The sequence below is a fragment of the Deinococcus wulumuqiensis R12 genome (assembly GCF_011067105.1).
GTDB lineage: Bacteria > Deinococcota > Deinococci > Deinococcales > Deinococcaceae > Deinococcus > Deinococcus wulumuqiensis.
This window is the reverse complement of the sequence record NZ_CP049357.1, coordinates 1,413,535-1,430,000: the sequence shown is the minus strand read 5'-3', so window position 1 is coordinate 1,430,000 and position 16,466 is coordinate 1,413,535. Positions and strand designations below refer to the sequence as shown.

Annotated in this window: 14 protein-coding genes and 2 pseudogenes (1 of these 16 running past the window's edge); 15 read left to right on the top strand and 1 reads right to left on the bottom strand. The window is 67.7% G+C overall.

What is annotated here, in order from left to right:
• The 3 genes from G6R31_RS06990 to G6R31_RS06980 form a co-directional block, all read left to right on the top strand.
• Positions 1 to 439, top strand: partial view of a TrmH family RNA methyltransferase gene (locus G6R31_RS06990; RefSeq protein WP_017871966.1) — the 3' portion only. 362 nt of this gene lie to the left of the window's left edge; only the last 439 of its 801 coding nucleotides appear in the window; its start codon lies off the left edge, out of view; it ends in the stop codon at positions 437 to 439.
• A 406-nt stretch (positions 440 to 845) separates the two neighbouring features.
• A complete protein-coding gene (locus G6R31_RS06985) occupies positions 846 to 2,042 on the top strand; it encodes a hypothetical protein (protein WP_017871965.1) in 1,197 nt (398 codons plus the stop codon).
• 441 nt (positions 2,043 to 2,483) lie between these two features.
• A complete protein-coding gene (locus G6R31_RS06980; protein WP_017871964.1) occupies positions 2,484 to 4,079 on the top strand; it encodes a glycerol-3-phosphate dehydrogenase/oxidase in 1,596 nt (531 codons plus the stop codon).
• Between the two features lie 268 nt (positions 4,080 to 4,347).
• Here the strand turns inward: G6R31_RS06980 and ftsH are convergent, their stop codons facing one another.
• The gene (gene ftsH / locus G6R31_RS06975) at positions 4,348 to 6,345 is read right to left on the bottom strand and encodes an ATP-dependent zinc metalloprotease FtsH (RefSeq protein ID WP_225984292.1); all 1,998 of its coding nucleotides are present in this window, start codon (positions 6,343 to 6,345) and stop codon (positions 4,348 to 4,350) included.
• Between the two features lie 139 nt (positions 6,346 to 6,484).
• On the opposite strand from ftsH, the gene G6R31_RS06970 reads away from it, so the two are divergent.
• The 12 genes and pseudogenes from G6R31_RS06970 to G6R31_RS06920 all read left to right on the top strand — a co-directional run bounded on the left by G6R31_RS06970 (position 6,485) and on the right by G6R31_RS06920 (position 16,191).
• The gene (locus tag G6R31_RS06970; RefSeq protein ID WP_026138804.1) at positions 6,485 to 6,988 is read left to right on the top strand and encodes a DUF4384 domain-containing protein; all 504 of its coding nucleotides are present in this window, start codon (positions 6,485 to 6,487) and stop codon (positions 6,986 to 6,988) included.
• A 104-nt stretch (positions 6,989 to 7,092) separates the two neighbouring features.
• Positions 7,093 to 7,476, top strand: a pseudogene (locus G6R31_RS16850) (DUF6508 domain-containing protein); the annotation flags it as partial.
• Positions 7,477 to 7,737: 261 nt separating this feature from the next.
• Positions 7,738 to 8,007, top strand: a pseudogene (locus tag G6R31_RS06965) (nucleotide pyrophosphohydrolase); the annotation flags it as partial.
• A 476-nt stretch (positions 8,008 to 8,483) separates the two neighbouring features.
• Positions 8,484 to 8,999: a YfiT family bacillithiol transferase gene (locus G6R31_RS06960; protein ID WP_017871765.1), complete on the top strand. Its 516-nt coding sequence runs from the start codon at positions 8,484 to 8,486 to the stop codon at positions 8,997 to 8,999.
• A 3-nt stretch (positions 9,000 to 9,002) separates the two neighbouring features.
• Positions 9,003 to 9,503 (top strand): Nudix hydrolase, encoded by a 501-nt coding sequence (locus G6R31_RS06955; RefSeq protein WP_017871766.1) that lies wholly within the window; start codon positions 9,003 to 9,005, stop codon positions 9,501 to 9,503.
• Positions 9,504 to 9,703: 200 nt separating this feature from the next.
• The gene (locus G6R31_RS06950) at positions 9,704 to 10,858 is read left to right on the top strand and encodes a branched-chain amino acid ABC transporter substrate-binding protein (protein ID WP_017871767.1); all 1,155 of its coding nucleotides are present in this window, start codon (positions 9,704 to 9,706) and stop codon (positions 10,856 to 10,858) included.
• A gap of 113 nt (positions 10,859 to 10,971) precedes the next feature.
• The gene (locus tag G6R31_RS06945) at positions 10,972 to 11,577 is read left to right on the top strand and encodes an HAD family hydrolase (RefSeq protein WP_017871768.1); all 606 of its coding nucleotides are present in this window, start codon (positions 10,972 to 10,974) and stop codon (positions 11,575 to 11,577) included.
• 135 nt (positions 11,578 to 11,712) lie between these two features.
• Entirely contained in the window at positions 11,713 to 12,888 is a 1,176-nt protein-coding gene (gene argJ / locus G6R31_RS06940; protein WP_017871769.1) for a bifunctional glutamate N-acetyltransferase/amino-acid acetyltransferase ArgJ, read from the top strand.
• Between the two features lie 38 nt (positions 12,889 to 12,926).
• Positions 12,927 to 13,175 (top strand): hypothetical protein, encoded by a 249-nt coding sequence (locus tag G6R31_RS06935; protein WP_152423804.1) that lies wholly within the window; start codon positions 12,927 to 12,929, stop codon positions 13,173 to 13,175.
• A 26-nt stretch (positions 13,176 to 13,201) separates the two neighbouring features.
• A complete protein-coding gene (locus G6R31_RS06930) occupies positions 13,202 to 14,212 on the top strand; it encodes a 3'(2'),5'-bisphosphate nucleotidase CysQ (protein ID WP_017871771.1) in 1,011 nt (336 codons plus the stop codon).
• 486 nt (positions 14,213 to 14,698) lie between these two features.
• A complete protein-coding gene (locus G6R31_RS06925) occupies positions 14,699 to 15,238 on the top strand; it encodes a GNAT family N-acetyltransferase (RefSeq protein ID WP_017871772.1) in 540 nt (179 codons plus the stop codon).
• A gap of 74 nt (positions 15,239 to 15,312) precedes the next feature.
• Positions 15,313 to 16,191: an NAD(P)-dependent oxidoreductase gene (locus G6R31_RS06920; RefSeq protein ID WP_017871773.1), complete on the top strand. Its 879-nt coding sequence runs from the start codon at positions 15,313 to 15,315 to the stop codon at positions 16,189 to 16,191.
• Positions 16,192 to 16,466: the final 275 nt, after the last annotated feature.

Here is a 16,466-nt window from a genome sequence, read left to right as displayed (position 1 = left end):
GCACGGCCTGGAAAAGCCCGGCAACGTGGGTGCCATCCTGCGGACCGCCGACGCAGCGGGCGCCGCCGGGGTGCTGGTGCTGGGGCGCGGCGCCGACCCCTACGGCCCCAACGTCATCCGGGCCAGTCAGGGCAGCGTTTTCAGCGTGCCGACTGCCGTGCTGGATGAGCCGCAGGCGCTGGCGTGGCTGGCCGAACAGAGCTTTCGGACCGTCGCCTGCACGCCCGACGCCCCCGCCGATTACTGGGACACCCCGCTGACCGGGCGGGTGGCGCTGCTGCTCGGGGCCGAGCACGCCGGGCTGCCTGCCGAGTGGCGAACGGCCCACCAGTCGGTGCGGGTGCCCATGCACGGACAGGCCGACTCGCTCAACGTGGCGACGGCGGCGGCGCTGGTGCTGTACGAAGCCCTCAGACAGCGCCGGGGCGGTGGGGTCTGAGTCTGCTGGGCCGAGCGGGAGGTGACGGGTTGGGAAGTCGAGAGGTGGAGAAGCCTAGGGGTCGAGAGGTTGGGGGAAAGTCCGGCTTGACGCCTGGTGGATGACTACAGCACCTGACATAATCAACGGTTCGGACAGATTCATAATTTTCGGCTGAAGAAATTGCGATTTAGTTGTCTGGGACGCTATTTACGTCACGCCCCCTCCCAGACTCCCCCACAAGGGGAGAGGAGCCAAAAACACCGCATTCATCGCAATTCGGAAGCCGGGTTCTCAAAACTGTCCGAACCATTGATGAATCGAGAAATGAGGAAAAGTCCAGCTCGCTTTCTCGACTCCTCGACTTCAAGACCCCTCAACCCCCCCAAACGGCCCCCTGCTGGCCCCGGGTGCCATACTGCCCCAGATGCCTGTGCCCGCTTCCCCCGCTTCTCAGGACCCCTACCGCGACTGGCTCAAATCCCGTCTGGGCCGCGAATTCGGCGTGCGCGAGGCCGAGCAGTTCATTCAGGCGGCGGTGCAGCGCCGGGGCTGGCAGGCGGTGCGGGTGCTGGGGCCGCGTGACGTGGTGGCGGTCTTGCAGGACGTGTACCAGAAGATGCGCGACGAAAACGGCGAAAACCGCGCCGACCGCTGGCTCCAGGAGGCGTCCACCGACCTCGCGCGGCTGGCCGAGACGGTGCCGGTGCCGGTCACGCCTGCCGAGGACGTGCTGCAAAAACCCGCGCCGCGCCCGGTCGCCTGGGGTCGGCGGGCACACGACCTGCCGCTGATGCTCGCCCGCGTCCACCACGAAATCGCCACCCGCAGCCTGGCTTCGATTCGCACCGACGCCGAGCTTTCGCAATTGGAGCGGTTGCGCCGCGCCGCCGAGTGGGACGTGCAGGCGACCCAGGCCGAGGTCCGGCGCTGGGAAACCGAGGACATGCTCGCGCAGCTGCGCTCACAGCACGCCCGCGTGGAGGTCACCGACCAGGTAGCGTCGGCCCGCGCCCAGGTCGAACTGCTCGAACTCACCGTGCGCGAACTCGCCGCGCTGACCGGCGAGCGCAGCGCCCCGGCCAAACTCGCCCACAACCGCCTGATGCTCACGCAGACCCGCAGCTTTCTCGACGCCTTCGCGCCGCTGGTGGACGAGCGTGAGGCCGACCAGCCGCTGACCCGCCTCGACATCGACCTGCGCCACGCCCGCTACTCGCTGGGGGTGCCGCTGCACCCGAACGTGCTGCGGGCACGCTACGGCCTGAACTACGCGCTGTGGCAGGCGGGCGAACTCGGGGAGCGGGCGCTGCCGGTGCAGGAAGCCCAGCGTGTCCTGGCGCAGGCCGAGCAGGAAGCGGCGGCGCAACTGCGCAGCACCATCGAGGCGGCGCGCGGCCACCAGGCGGCCCTGGCCCAACTTGCCGCGCACGTCGAGGAACTCGAGGAGCGGGCGCTCAAGCTCAGCCGCCTGGGGGGTGAGGCCCTCTCGCTGGCGCGGGTGCGGCTGGAGTGGCGACAGGCCCGCGCCGCCGCCCGGATTCAGGCCAACCGCCTGGAAGAAGCGGTGCAACTGCTCGAAGCCCTGGTCAGCGACTCGGCGGAAACGAGCAACCTCAACTGATACGGATTCCGATTGAATCTGGTCGTTTCAGATTCAATCCGAGCGGATGCGAGTAGGAAAAAATACGGGTTACGCGATATGGATGCACAGGCGGCGCTTTCCCGACTGTGCAGGAATTAAGCGGAATCCGTATGATACGGCTTTGAAAAAGAGTTTGGGCATCCAAAGTGTTTCTCCGAGCAGAGCAGAGAAGACGGAGCCGGGTGATGCGGACTTGCCAAGCGGCGAACCAGAGCACATTCGGGTGCTTTTCTCGGAGGTGTAGAGTTAAGCCCAGCTCCGTCTGAGGAGCGAGGAGCGCGACACGGCAAGGAGGGGACTTCGCATCCCCTTGCCCGTTCCTGAAGATTGTCTTCTGTCCTCTTGTACATTTGTTCAAACCCTGTGAACATATGTGCAAGCTAGCCAGGGTCCCTTCCCGACACCTGGCGGAGGAGTGCCATGACTCAAGGTTCTGCTGTCGATCCCCGTCCGGCCCAGCTGCGGGCGGCCCTCGCGTCCCCGGAGTGGGACATCATCGTGGTGGGCGGCGGCGCGTCCGGGCTGGGCAGCGCGGTGGAGGCCGCCACCCGTGGCCACCGCGTGCTGCTGCTCGAAGGTCACGACTACGCCAAGGGCACCAGCAGCCGCTCGACCAAGCTGGTGCACGGCGGCGTGCGTTACCTCGCCCAGGGCAACGTGTCGCTGGTGCGCGAGGCGCTGCACGAGCGCGGCCTGCTGCGCAAAAACGCCCCTCACCTCGTCCGTGACCTGGGCTTCGTGGTCCCGGCCTACGACTGGTGGGCCGCGCCCTTCTACGGCATCGGCCTGAAGATGTACGACGTGCTGGCGGGCAAGCTCAACCTGGGCAGCTCGGCTTACCTCAGCCGTGACAAGGTGCTCTCGCGGGTGTCCACCTATCAGCCCGAGGGACTCCGTGGCGGCATCCTGTACTTCGACGGACAGTTCGACGACGCCCGCCTCGCCATCACCCTGCTGCGGACCCTGGAAGACTTCGGCGGCGTGGCCCTGAACTACGCTCCGGTCACCGGGCTGCTCAAGGACGGCGAGCAGGTGCGCGGCGTGCGCTTCCGTGACGAGGAAAGCGGCCAGGAACACGAGGTCCGCGCCAAAGTCGTGGTGAACGCGACCGGCGTGTGGGTGGACGATATCCGCCGCATGGAAGACCCCAGCGTGAAGCCCATGCTCTCGCCCAGCCAGGGCGTGCATGTCGTGGTCGAGAAGAAATTCCTGCCCGGCGACAGCGCCATCATGATTCCCCGCACCGACGACGGGCGCGTGCTGTTCGCCGTGCCCTGGCACGACCATGTGGTCATCGGCACCACCGACACCCCGGTGCCGCAGACCGACTTTGAGCCCCGGGCGCTAGAGGAGGAAGTCGAGTTCATCCTGCGTACCGCCGGGCGCTACATGAACCCGGCCCCGACGCGCGCCGACGTGCTGAGCGTGTACGCGGGGCTGCGTCCGCTGGTCAAGAACGAGAAGACCGACGGCGCCGGGTCCACCGCGTCCCTCTCGCGTGACCACGTGATTCGCATTTCGAAGGGCAACCTCATCACCCTGACCGGCGGCAAGTGGACCACCTACCGCCGCATGGGTGAAGACACCATCAACCGCGCCGAGAAGCTGGGCGGCCTGCCGGAGCGCCTCACCATCACCCCCGGTCTGCACCTGCACGGCTGGAGCGAGGACGAGCGCCCCGACCACTGGAAGGTCTACGGCAACGACGCCGAGCGCGTGCAGCAGCTTCCCGGCGCCGACGTGACGCTGCATCCCGCGCTGCCCTACACCGAGGCCGAACTGCGCTGGGCCGTGCGCCATGAGAGTGCGCGCACCGTCGAGGACCTGCTCTCGCGCCGCACCCGCGCCCTGCTGCTCGGCGCCCGCGCCAGCATGGAGGCCGCCCCCCGCGCCGCCGCGATTCTGGCCGAGGAACTCGGCGGCGCAGGGGCAGGCAAGGACGCCGCGTGGCAGGCGCAGCAGGTCGAGGCCTTCCGGCAGATTGCCAGCGGCTACGTGCTGTCGTCCGGCGCCTGAACGGAAAGGCGACGTAAGCGGCGAAGGCGGACCCGGTTCGAGGTGTCCGCCTTCGCTCTTTCCCGGCCGGGAACGTTATACGGATTCCGATTGAATCTGGTCGTTTCAGATTCAATCCGACTTGCAAAGCTGCGCAGCAGAGCGGATGCGAGTAGGAAAAAATACGGATTCTGCGATATGGATGCACAGGCGGCGCCTTCCCAACTGTATAGGCCCGACTGTGCAGGAATGAAGCGGAATCCGTATTACAGGCAGGAAAGCTCGGTGTTCAGCCCGCAGTCGCCGCTGCCCCGCCCACCGGAGGCAGAGGCTCCAGGCTTCCTCCGGCGAGCAGCGTGGCGAACTCCTCGCCGCTGAGGGTTTCGCGCTGCATCAGCACGCCCACGACCCCGTGAACCTGGGGCAGATGCTCGCGCACCAGGGCCAGCACGCGGGCGTAGGCGGCGTCGATCAGCGAGCGCACCTCCTCGTCCACCACGCGCGAGGTGTGTTCGCTGGTGGGCAGCGGCTGCGGGCCGCCCCCCAGGTAGCTGCCCTCGTCGGTGGCCAGCGCTACCTTGCCGATGCGCCCGGACATGCCCCACTCGGTCACCATGCGCCGGGCGAGGCCAGTCGCCTGTTGAAAGTCGTTCTGGGCGCCCGTCGTCACCTCGCCGTAGACCACTTCCTCGGCGGCGCGGCCCGCGAGCGCCACCGCAATCATGTCCTCCAGCGCGGCGCGGGTGACGTGCAGCCGGTCGTCGGCGTCGGGGAGCATGTACCCGGCCGCGCGGCCACGCGGCACCACCGTCAATTTGGCGACCCGGTGCGCGTGGGGCAGCAGTTGGGCAGCCAGCGCATGCCCGACCTCGTGGTAGGCGGTCACCTTGCGGTCGGCTTCGCGCACCACCAGCGAGCGCCGCTCCGGTCCCATCAGCACCCGGTCCCGTGCCTCGTCCACGTCCCGCCCGGTAATCCGGTTGCGGCCTTCCCGCGCCGCCAGGAGTGCGGCCTCGTTCAGCAGGTTTTCCAGGTCGGCCCCCACCATCCCGGCGGTCCGGCGGGCAATCACGCCCAGGTCCACCGACACGTCGAGCGGTTTCTTGCGGGCGTGAATGCGCAGAATCTGTTCGCGCCCCCGCACGTCGGGGGCGTCCACCACCACCTGTCTGTCGAATCTGCCGGGACGCAGCAGCGCGGCGTCCAGCACGTCGGGGCGGTTGGTGGCCGCGAGGACAATCACGTCCTGCCCGCTGCCGAAGCCGTCCATTTCCACGAGCAGCTGGTTGAGCGTCTGTTCGCGCTCGTCGTTGCCGCCTTGCAGGTTCATGCCGCGTTTGCGGCCCACGGCGTCGATTTCGTCGATGAAAACGATGCAGGGCGAGGCTTTCCTCGCCTGCTCGAACAGGTCACGGACGCGGGCGGCACCGACGCCGACGAACATTTCCACGAAGTCGGAGCCGGAGATGGAGAAGTAGGGAACCCGGGCTTCACCGGCGACGGCTTTGGCGAGGAGGGTCTTGCCGGAGCCGGGGGGACCGACGAGGAGGACGCCGTGGGGGATGCGGGCGCCGAGGAGGTGGTATTTGTCGGGCTGGCGCAGGAAGTCGACGACTTCCTGCAGGTCCTGCTTGGCCTCGTCGCAGCCCGCGACATCGGTGAAGTTGAGCTTGATCTGGCCTTCGCTGACGACCGCCGCCTTCGACTTGGCGAAGGTGCCCGCGCCGCTCCCGGTTCCGCTGGCCCGCAGGGAGCGCCACAGCACCGCCAGAATCAGCCCGGTGAGCAGCAGCGGCAGCACCTGTCCCACCCAGGCGAAGCGTGAGCCACCCGGCGTGACCTGCACGGGCACGCCGCTCTCACGCAGCCGGGCCAGGGTGTTCGCGTCCGGGGGGAGCAGCAGCCAGCGCGGGTTCGGCTCGCCGGGAAGGTTATTCAAAAACACCTGGGTGTTGCCGCTCCCGTCGAGCTTGACCCGCTGGACCTTGCCGGCCCGCAGGTCCGCAAAAAAGCGGTTGACGGTGTAGGGTTCGTTCGTCGGGCGCGGATTGCCCGCAGGGGCAGAGGCCGCCGGACCCGACGGCTGGGCAGGCGAAGCGGTGCCCGCACGTTCGCCCACGTTCTGTGCCAGAGCAGGCGGCGACAGGGGCGGCAACGTCAGCAGGCCCAGAGCCAGTAGAGCAGGGGTCAGCAGGGCGGGGGACAGCAGGCGGGCGGTCCAGAGGCCACCTCTCCGGTCGCTCCTGACCTCGAAAAACCAGCGGCGGGCGGGGGCGCGGCGGTTCATGGCCGTCATGCTAGCGCCGCGCTCGCCGGGCAAATGGGAACCCGTGCGGGCTGCCGGGACAGGCGACTGAGCGGTGCATGGCCGAAGTGTGAAGTTTTTGGCCCTGACGCGGCGCACCTGCGCTGTTTACACTGCCTTCATGCGTCCCACTCCTTTGTCGGCCCTACTGCTCGGCGGCCTCGCTCTCGGCCTGAGCGCCTGCACGGTGACGGTGCGTCCCAACACCGGTCTGGCGGGCAGCTCGAACAACCTGATTTCGACCTTCGTTCCCACCAAGGGCGAGGGCGCGACCTACGTGGTCGGGGAAGCCGTGCAGTTTCGCCTGACCACCCGCGACGCGGGCTACGCGACCTTGCTGGCCCTCAACCCCGACGGCTCGGCCAACGTGCTCACCCGCAACGCTTATGTCAGCGCGGGCACCACCGTGTTCCCCCGGCCCCAGGACGGCGTGACCTACAACGTGGCGCCGCAACGCGGGTTGCAGAAGGTCCGCGCCATTTTCCTGCGTGTGCGTCCGACCACCGACCTGGTGCTGGGCGGCGTCTACGACGACGGGCGCTGGAACACCGTGACCACCGAGTACCTGACCCCCTACGCCTACGCCGACCGCGACGTGCAGGAAACCTACCTGTACATTCGCTGAGCGCCCCGCCCGGGCGACCCGGCCCGTCCCTGACCTCGCCGCAGCTTGCGGGGTCGGGGCTTTTTCACGGGCGCTTTCGCCTATCCTGGGCGGCAGGAGACATCATGACCACCCCAACCTTCTCGCGGCAGGCCTTTGAAGACGTCGCCTCGTTCCTGCCCATCTTTGAGGCCAGCGGGTTCGATTTCGGCACCTGGGTCGTGCGCCAGGGGTCTTTTCCCTTCGTGACCTATCACCCCGAGGTGGGGCGGTTCGTGCGGACCCTGGAGCGGCACGGCTGGGTCTACGAATCGCCCGATTTTCTGTGGGGACCGTGGCTGCGCACCCCCGAAGCGGCGAAGCTCCTCAGCGGCGAAACCCTGCCTGCGGCCACGCCCGAGCAGCTTGCCCGGCTGCTGACCGTCTTTGCCCGTCAGGAACGGATCGTGGACGGCTCGCGGCTGGAGACGTACCAGTCGGGGCTGCTGCTCGCCGCGCTGCGCCGGGTCCAGAGCTGGCTGGAGTGGCTGCCGGCGGGCGACCCCGACCCCACCGTCCTGGCTGCCGACTCCGCCGTGCCCCTGCCTCCCAGCGTGCGCCAGGACTGGGCGCTGCCGGGAACGCCCCTGGGCCTACAGGCGGGGCCTTCTCCGAGGCAGTCGCGGCCTTTCGGTGAATCGGCCCGTTCGCGCCCCGCCGCGCCCTTTCAGCCGCCGCACCCGAGTTCCAGCCTCACCTTTTCCGAGGCCGCCCAGCGCGTACACGCCTTTATCTCGCAGTTCGAGGAAGGCTATTTCCCGCCGCTGCTGATGCTCGCCCGCCTGACCGAGGAAACCGGCGAAATCGCCCGTGTGCTGGCCCACCAGAACGGCAAAACGCCCAAGCCCGGCGAGGACGTGGGCGACCTGGAAATGGAACTGGCCGACCTGCTGTTCGTCACCCTCTGCCTCGCCAACGAGCAGGGGCTGAGCCTGGAACGCGGCTTTGCCCGCATGATGGACAAAATCGAGCGCCGTGACCGTGACCGCTGGACCCGCAAGGTGGACCTGTCCTGGGACGTGGCCGAGCCTATGGGCGCCGACCCTGTGAGTGCTGACCCTGTGAGCGCCGACCCTGTAAGCGCAGACGGGGAGGCGGCGAACACCGCACCCGTTCCCGCCGGGGCGCCCGAAGTCATCGGGAACGCGCCGCCGGAGCAGGAGGCAGAGGCTTTCCCGGTCGACCTACCGCCGGGCGACACGTTGGTCATCTCGGCCCACACGGGCGAGGTGCAGGTGCCGCAGGAGGAGTCGCAGGAAGACGAGAGCGGGTTGATGCTGTCCCCCGACGACGGGCTGACGGTGGCGCACGCCCCAGCGCAACCGGTCCCGGCGGAGCAGGCCCTCACCGCTCAGCCGACCCTGCCCGCCGACGCTGACCCGGCTGCCGAGTTGTCTGCCCGTACGCGCAGGGGCAAGGCGGGCGGCGAGATCGCCAAGCCGGTCAAGGCCCTGGCCCGCAAGAGGAACCCCCGCAAATGACCGACCCGCGCTATCCGCTGGGGCCGATGCCGCAGCCCCTCGCCCTGAGTGCAGCGGAACGGGCGGCGGCCCTGAGCGCCATTCGCGCCCTGCCCGCCGAGTTGCGCCTCGCCGTCGCCGGGCTGACCGACACGCAACTGGACACCCCGTACCGCGAGGGCGGCTGGACGGTGCGGCAGGTCGTCCACCATGTCGCCGACAGTCACCTCAACGCCTACGCCCGCACCAAGCTGGCGCTGACCGAAGACAACCCGACCGTCAAGCCCTACCACGAACAACTCTGGGCCGAGCTGCCCGATTCGGCGCTGGCGACCGAACTCAGCCTGTTGATGCTCGAACAGCTGCACGGCCGCTGGGACGCGGTGCTGTCGAACGTAAACGCGTGGGACCGGCCCTGGACCCACCCCCAGACCGGACAGTGGACGCTCGACACCCTGCTGGGCATGTACGCCTGGCACGGCCAGCACCATGCGGCCCACATCACCGGCCTGCGGAAGCGCGAAGGCTGGTAGCGCGTGCAGTGGGACGAGACGTTCCATGTGCCTGTCGCGCAGCGGGCGGCGGGCGTGGTCATTCTGAATGGGCAGGGCGACATTCTGCTGGTCCGGGAAAAGGGCGATGGCAAACAGCGAAAAGCTGGCTTGTGGCACATCCCCTCGGGCACTGTGGAAGAAGGCGAGAACCCGCAAGACACCGCCCTGCGCGAAGCCTACGAGGAAACGGGGCTGCGGGTGCGGCTCCTCAAGTTTCTGGGCGCGTATCTGGGCCGTTTCCCCGACGGCGACTTGATTCTGCGCCACGTCTGGCTGGCCGAGCCGGAGCCGGGGCAAAGTATCGCCCCAATCCTGACCGACGAAATTGCCGAGGCCCGTTATGTCACTCAAACCGAATTCGACGCCCTGTACGCGGCGGGCCAGATTCGTATGTACCACACCCGTCTCTGCTACGAAGACGCCCGGCGTGAAGTGGCTGCCCAGGCTGCCCGGAGAGACCATCGCCGCGCCCAGGAAAGCTAAAATTTCTCCCATCTGATACGGATTCCGATTGAATCTGGTCGTTTCAGATTCAATCCGAGCGGATGCGAGTAGGAAAAAATACGGATTCCGCGATATGGATGCACAGGGGGCGCTTTCCCGACTGTGCAGGAATTAAGCGGAATCCGTATGACACATGTTGTGGGAAGGCCGCTCAGCCCGGCACTTTCCCCGGAGGACCCATGAACAAGACCACTCGCTTTTCCCTGACGCTGCTCGCGGCTCTGGCCACTGCCCAGGCCAGCGCCGCCAGCACCGTCAAAATCGCCACCCTCAGCCCGCTTTCGGGATCGTCGAGCAACATGGGCGTGCAGGTCAAGAACGGGGCGCAGCTCGCCGTGAACGAAATGAAGGCCGAGTTCGCCAAGGCGGGCCTGACCCTCTCGCTGGTGGCCTACGACGACCAGGCCGACCCCGCCACCGGCACCGCCGCCGCCCGCCGCATGGCCGCCGACAGGTCCATCCTGGGCATGGTGGGCACCGTCAACTCCGGCGTGGTGCTGCCGGTCAGTCAGGCCCTCGCGCCCAGTCACCTCGCCATCGTCAGCCCGCTGAACGTCAACGAGCAGGTGACCGACCGGGGCCTGAAGAACGTCAGCCGCATCTGCGCCCGCAACGACGACCAGGGACCCGCCGCCGGAAACTTCGTGGCGGGCACGTTGAAGGCCAAAAAGGTCTACGTCCTCAACGACAAGACCGCCTACGGTCAGGCCCTCGCCGACGAAGCCGCCAAGACCATGCAGGCCGCCGGGGTCAAAATCGTGCAGAACGAGGGGGTGGCCGAGAGCGAGCGCGACTTTTCCGCCATCATCACCAAGATTCAGACCCTCAGGCCCGACGCGATTTACTTCGGGGCCATGTACGGTCAGGCGGCAGCGTTCGCCCAGCAGCTCCGGGCCAGGGGCATCAAGACGCCCATCGTGGGCGGTGACGGCTACGACAGCGAGGACCTCGAAAAACTGGCGGGCAAGGGCGCCGACAACCTCTACTTCACCACCGTCGCCCCGCCCCTGAACGCCGTGCCGGGAGCGAAAACCGTTGCCGCCAGCTATAAAAAGGCCTTCGGCAGCGACCTTCAGGGCTTCGGCATCATGAGCTACGACGCGACCAAGGTGCTGCTGCGCGGCATCCTGAACGCGGCGAAGGCGAACGGCAACAAGGCGCCCACCCGTATACAGGTGGAACAAGCCGTGCGCGGCGGCACCTACAAGGGCCTGATCACCGGCGACGTGAAGTTCAACGCCAAGGGCGACCGCACCAGCGCCAGGCTGTACATGATTGCCGTGAAGGGCGGCAAACGCAGCACCGCGCTGACCATGACCATCAGCCGCAAGTAGAGCGGGCGGGGCGGAGCAGGCCCGGCGACCGGATGCGGAGTGCTCCGGTCGCTGGGCCGCTCGCTTGCCGGGAAAGCCGTGAGTCTGTTCGGAGAACTGCTCTACACTGCCGCATGACCATCAAGGCCCTGTTCTGGGATATCGGCGGCGTGCTGCTCACCAACGGCTGGGACCGCGAGCAGCGTTCGGACGTGGTGCGGCGCTTCGGCCTGAGCGCCGAGGCCGAGGAACTGCACGAACGTCACAAGCTGGCCGCCCCCGAGCTGGAAGTGGGCCGCATGACGCTCGACGAATATCTGGAGCAGGTGGTGTTCTACGCGCCCCGCAACTTCACGCCCGCCGACTTTCGCGCCGCGATGGAAGCGGAGAGCCGCCCCAACGAGGCAGGTCTGGCCCTGGCCCGCGACCTGGGGCAGCGCTGGCGCATGTACTCGCTCAACAACGAGGGCCGTGACCTCAACGAGTACCGCATCCGCACCTACGGCCTGCGCGACTTCCTGCAAGGCTTTTTCTCGTCGTGTTACCTGGGCGTGATGAAACCCAGCCCGGCCATCTACCGCCTGGGTCTGTCGCTCGCGCAGGTGTCGCCCGCCGAAGCGGTGATGATCGACGACCGCCTTCAGAACGTGCAGGCGGCCCGTTACGTGGGCCTGCACGCCATTCAGTTCGTGAGCGCCGAGCAGTTGCGGGAGGAGCTGGCGGGGCTGGGGGTGGAGTAGCGGGTCGAGGGCTGGGGGTGGAGGGGCCGAGAAGCTCAGGCTTGACCTCTCTCTCGCTGACCCCCCGCCCCTCTTGGCCTGCCAGCCCTAGCCCGCCCGCCTCTGCGCCTTGCCCAGAAGCTTTAGCCTCGGCGCATGACAGGCGCCCCTGACTTCTCCCGACTGACGTTTCCGCAAGGCTTCCGCGCCGCCGCGATGGCCGCCGGCATCAAACAGAGCGGCAACCCCGACCTGAGCTGCGTGGTGAGTGACCACGGCTGCGCCTGGGCGTTCGCGGGCACCCGGTCCACCACCGCCGCCGCCTGTGTGACCCGCAACCGCGAACTGTACGCGGGCGGCGCTCCGCTGCGGGCGCTGATGGTCAACGCGGGCGTGGCGAACGCCGCCACCGGGCAAAAGGGAGCCAGGGACAACCTCGACATGGCCGACGCGCTGGCGAGCGTGCTGGCGGTGGGCGAGCAGGAGGTCATCACCGCGTCCACCGGCATCATCGGTCACCTGCTGCCGATGGACCGGGTGCTGAGCGGCGCAGAGCACCTGCCCGAAGAACTGGGGGACGCAGCGCTGCCCTTCGCGGCGGCCATCATGACCACCGACACCCGGCCCAAGCTGGCGCAGGCGGTCCTGAGCAACGGCGCCCGCATCGTGGGCACGGCGAAGGGCAGCGGCATGATTCACCCCGACATGGCGACCATGTTCGCCTTCGCCTTCACCGACGCGGCGGTGGAGCAGACGGCGCTGCGAGAGGCGTTTCCCGGCATCGTGGCCCGCACCTTCAACGCGGTGACGGTGGACGGCGACACCTCCACCAACGACATGGCGGCGGTCCTCGCCAACGGCGCGGCGGGAGAAACCGACCTGACCGAGTTCCTGACCGCCCTGGAGAGCGTGATGCGCGACCTCGCCCGCCAGATTGCCGCCGACGGAGAGGGAGCCTCGCGCCTGCTCACCGTGCGCGTGACCGGCGCGGCCAGCGAAGCCGAGGCCCTGGCCGCCGCCCGCACCTGCTGCGTCAGCCCGCTGCTCAAGAGTGCCGTTCACGGCGCCGACCCCAACTGGGGACGCGTGATTATGGCGGTGGGCCGCAGCGGAGCGCAGGTGGACGTGGAAAAACTGAAAGTCAGCGTGCAGGGCGTGCCCGTCTTTGCCGCTGGCCCGCTGAACTACGACGCGGCGGCGGTCAGTCAGAGCATGAAGACCGACGAGGTGGTGTTCGACGTGGACCTCGGCGTCGGCACCGCGCAGGGCGAGGCGTGGGGCTGCGACCTCAGCGCGGAGTATGTGAGCATCAACGCGGATTACACGACCTGAGGGGCAGAGAAGGGCGTCACGTCGGGTAAACTGTCGGCATGTCAACGCTGAAGCCGCTGCAATGGGGACTGCTTCTCCTGATAGCTGGGGCTGGGTTATATACCCTGTTCGGTCAGCCGTCTGCCTCTGTCCGGGCAGGCATTCTGGCAGCGATTTATGGTGCAGCGGCGTGTGCATACGCTGTAATGGCCTGGCAAAAGCAGGAAAACCGGGGGCTGAACGTGCTGTTTGCGACAGTTTTCCTGCTGCTCGCCGTTGGGCAGGCCAACATGCTGTGGGGCGGCTGAACCCGAGTTTCCCCTATCCTCCCCCCATGTCCTACGTCCTTGAACTCGAAACCGTCACCCGTCTCGCCCGTGAGGCGGGTGCGTTGCTGCTGCGTCACCGCGCCGCCGGGCTGACGGTGGAACACAAGACCAGCGCCGACGACCCGGTGACGGCGGCGGACCGCGAGGCCTCGGCGCTCATCGTCGCGGGCCTGCGCTCGGCGTTTCCTGCCGACGGCCTGCTCAGCGAGGAGGAAGTGGACTCGCCCGAGCGCCTGAATCACGAACGGGTCTGGATCATTGACCCGATTGACGGTACCCGGGAATTCACGACGGGCAGCCCCGACTTCTGCGTGAGCATCGGGCTGGCGGTGCGCGGGGAGGCCGTGCTGGGCGTGGTCTACGCCCCGGCCACGGGCGAACTGTTCAGCGGCGCGGTGGGGGAGGGCGTGCAGAAAAACGGCGTGGCGGTCACGCAGGCTCGGCCCGCCGCCTTTCGCCTGAGCGTGTCCGACACCGAGCATGGGCGCGAACTGCACCGCCACGACATCCCCGGCATGTTCCCGAGCGGGTCCATCGCCCTCAAGCTGGCACGGATGGCGGCGGGCGAGGCCGACGTGACCTTTTCCATGTCGCCGCGCTCCGAGTGGGACATTTGCGCCGGGCACGCCCTGCTGCGCTCTGCAGGGGGCGAGCTGCGGCGGCGCGACGGGCGGCCCATCGTCTACAACTCGCCGCGCCCCAGTCTGGAACAGGGCATCATCGGCGGCACCCCGGCGGCGCTGGTGTGGCTGGAAACCGAACTGCTCGCCCGCAAGCTGCCCACCGCCCACCTCGGCCTGACCTCGCAGGACCCCGCCTGGGCCGTGCTGAGTGAAGCCGACCGTGCCGCGCTGGCCGGGCATTCCGGCGTCTGCGTGCGCTACGCCGGGTCCGACCTGCTGGCCTTGCTGGTCGTGGACCCACAGACACGCGCGGTCCAGCGGGCCGAGGGCGACGCCTTCCACCTCGAGCGCCTGACCAGGGACGTGGTGCGGGCTGGACTAGGGAGTGGATGACCAAGGGCATGGATAGTTTTATTGAGTTCACTTGGTTGCCCCCCCTCCCGTTGCTTCGCAACGCCCTCTGCAAGCAGCTCTAACGAGTCCCCCGCAAGGGGAGAGGGTCAAATAACTGTACTTATAGCCTTGGCGCCCCACTAGGGGCTAAGACCGACAGAAAGCACGCTTTCGCCCTGGCCCCCTTCAACATTCCCCCAACCTATCGCGAAAGACAGAACGCCAGGGTTGTCGGGCGTATCAGCGCACGGGCCTCGCGTCCGCAGAACTCACCGGTATCCAGGCCGCCCAGAACATCGAGGAACACCGTGAGCCAAGCGAAATGACCGTCCGCCTCCTCAGCGGAGCGTTAGAGCCGCCTGTCCCGCCTGGGGAGAGGGGGTTGGGGTTGGGGCATAAAGCTGAAGCCAACGCTCCAACCTCCCACACGACCATGCCCCCCTTGACTTCTCCCCTCGCAGGCCGTTTGCTGTCCCTCACCGCATTATGACCCCCCACGTCACCCTCAAACCCGTCCTCGACTTCACCCCCGCCGAGTGGCGCACCCTGCACTCCTTTTTCCGTGACCGCGAACTCGCCGCCTGGAACGACGCCAAACCCATCCGCATGCCCGAGTGGCTCTTTCGCCGCGTGATGCAGGAGGAGGAAAAGACCGGCGAACGCGCGGGTTTCGGCCTGCTCGACGGGGAAGGCCGCCTCATCGGCAACGCTGAACTGTACGACTTTCGCCCCTCGCCGCCGCTGCAAGCGACGACGGCCACCCTGGGTATCATGGTTGGCTACCCGGCCCTGTGGGGCCAGGGCTACGGGCGGGCGGGGGTGCGGGCGCTGCTGCACTGGGCCTTCGCGGTCCACGAACCGGCCCTGCAACGCGTGCGCCTGACCACCTTCGGGCACAACCGCCGCGCCCAGCGGGCCTTCGCCGCCTGCGGCTTTCGCGAGGTGGCCCGCCGCACCCATCCCGAACGGGTGGACGTGCATATGGAAATCACGCGGGAGGAGTGGCAGCGAGGCGCAGAGGGCTGAGGGGAGAGAGTGAAGGGAAAAAAGCTCTTGACCCTCTCCTCTCCACCCTTCCCCCACTGCGCTATCACTGTCCCATGCGCGTTCTTGTTCCCGACCTGCCTGCCTTTCGTGCCCTGGCCCGACCCGGCGACACCTCTTTGCCCGGCGCGGACCTCGCGTTCTATTCCAACGAAACCGGGGTGCCGCAGGGCGAGGCCCAGGGCGCGGTGCTGTGGCTGGCGAACGCGGCGACCCGCGACGCTCTGCTGGGCACGGCGGGCCTGAAGTGGGTGCTGACGCTCACGGCCGGCATCGACCACGTGCAGGGCAAGCTGCCGCCCGGGGTGCGCCTTTACAACGCCCACCGCCTGCATGACCGCGCCGTGGCGGTGCATGTGGTGGCCGGAATCCTGGCGGCCAGCCGGGGCCTGCACCGCTTTCGTGACGCCCAGCGGGGAGGCGAGTGGACCAGGACGTCCATTCCCGACTCGGGCCTGAGCACGCTCGGCGGCAAAAGGGTCGTCATCTGGGGCTACGGGCACATCGGCAAACTGGTGGAGGAACGGCTGACCCCGTTCGGGGCGCAGGTCTACGGCCTGACCTCGAAAACCGAAGCCGACCTGGTGGACTACCGCCTGGCCGAAGCCGACTGGGTGGTGCTGCTGCTGCCGAGTACCGACCGCACGCGGGGCCTGGTGAACGCTGAGCGGCTGGCCGCGCTCAAGCCCGGCGTCTGGATTTCCAACCAGGGGCGCGGCGACCTCATCGTGACTGGTGACCTGCTGGCCGCGCTCGACACCGGGCAGGTGGGCGGCGCGGTGCTCGACGTGACCGACCCCGAACCGCTCCCTGCCGGGCATCCGCTGTGGGAGCGGAAGAACGTCGTCATCACCCCGCATGTCGCCAGCACCACCACCGACCTGCTGGAGCGCGGCGCCGCCTACGCCCGCAGCGTGATTCTCGACCTGCTGTAAGGCCGCGAACCGGAAGGCGAAGTCGCGCCGGGGGACGCTTACTGACATGTCTTGGAAAAAGAGATAATACGGATTCCGCTTAATTCCTGCACAGTCGGGAAAGCGCCGACTGTGCATCCATATCGCGTAACCCGTATTTTTTCCTACTCGCATCCGCTCTGCTGAGCAGCTTTGCAAGTCGGATTGAATCTGAAACTACCAGATTCAATCGGAATCCGTATAAGGCATGCCAGCTCTTTTTCCGAGCAGAGCGAGTACAAGAAAATACGGGACGG